General features: G+C 51.1%; 1 protein-coding gene. It reads left to right on the top strand.

Annotation, left to right across the window (positions count from 1 at the left end; all coding sequences use genetic code 11):
• Nucleotides 1-32: 32 nt before the first annotated feature.
• On the top strand, nt 33-223 hold a 191-nt coding region (locus HMPREF0298_RS11400), incomplete at its 3' end, for a Rop family plasmid primer RNA-binding protein (RefSeq protein WP_032354827.1).

Raw genomic sequence — 223 nt, 5'->3', positions numbered from 1 at the left:
TCCTCTCTCGTTTCATCGGTATCATTACCCCCATGAACAGAAATCCCCCTTACACGGAGGCATCAGTGACCAAACAGGAAAAAACCGCCCTTAACATGGCCCGCTTTATCAGAAGCCAGACATTAACGCTTCTGGAGAAACTCAACGAGCTGGACGCGGATGAACAGGCAGACATCTGTGAATCGCTTCACGACCACGCTGATGAGCTTTACCGCAGCTGCCT

The organism is Corynebacterium lipophiloflavum DSM 44291, assembly GCF_000159635.1.
In the GTDB taxonomy this organism is placed as follows: Bacteria; Actinomycetota; Actinomycetes; order Mycobacteriales; family Mycobacteriaceae; genus Corynebacterium; species Corynebacterium lipophiloflavum.
This window is presented reverse-complemented; position numbering and strand designations above follow the sequence as displayed.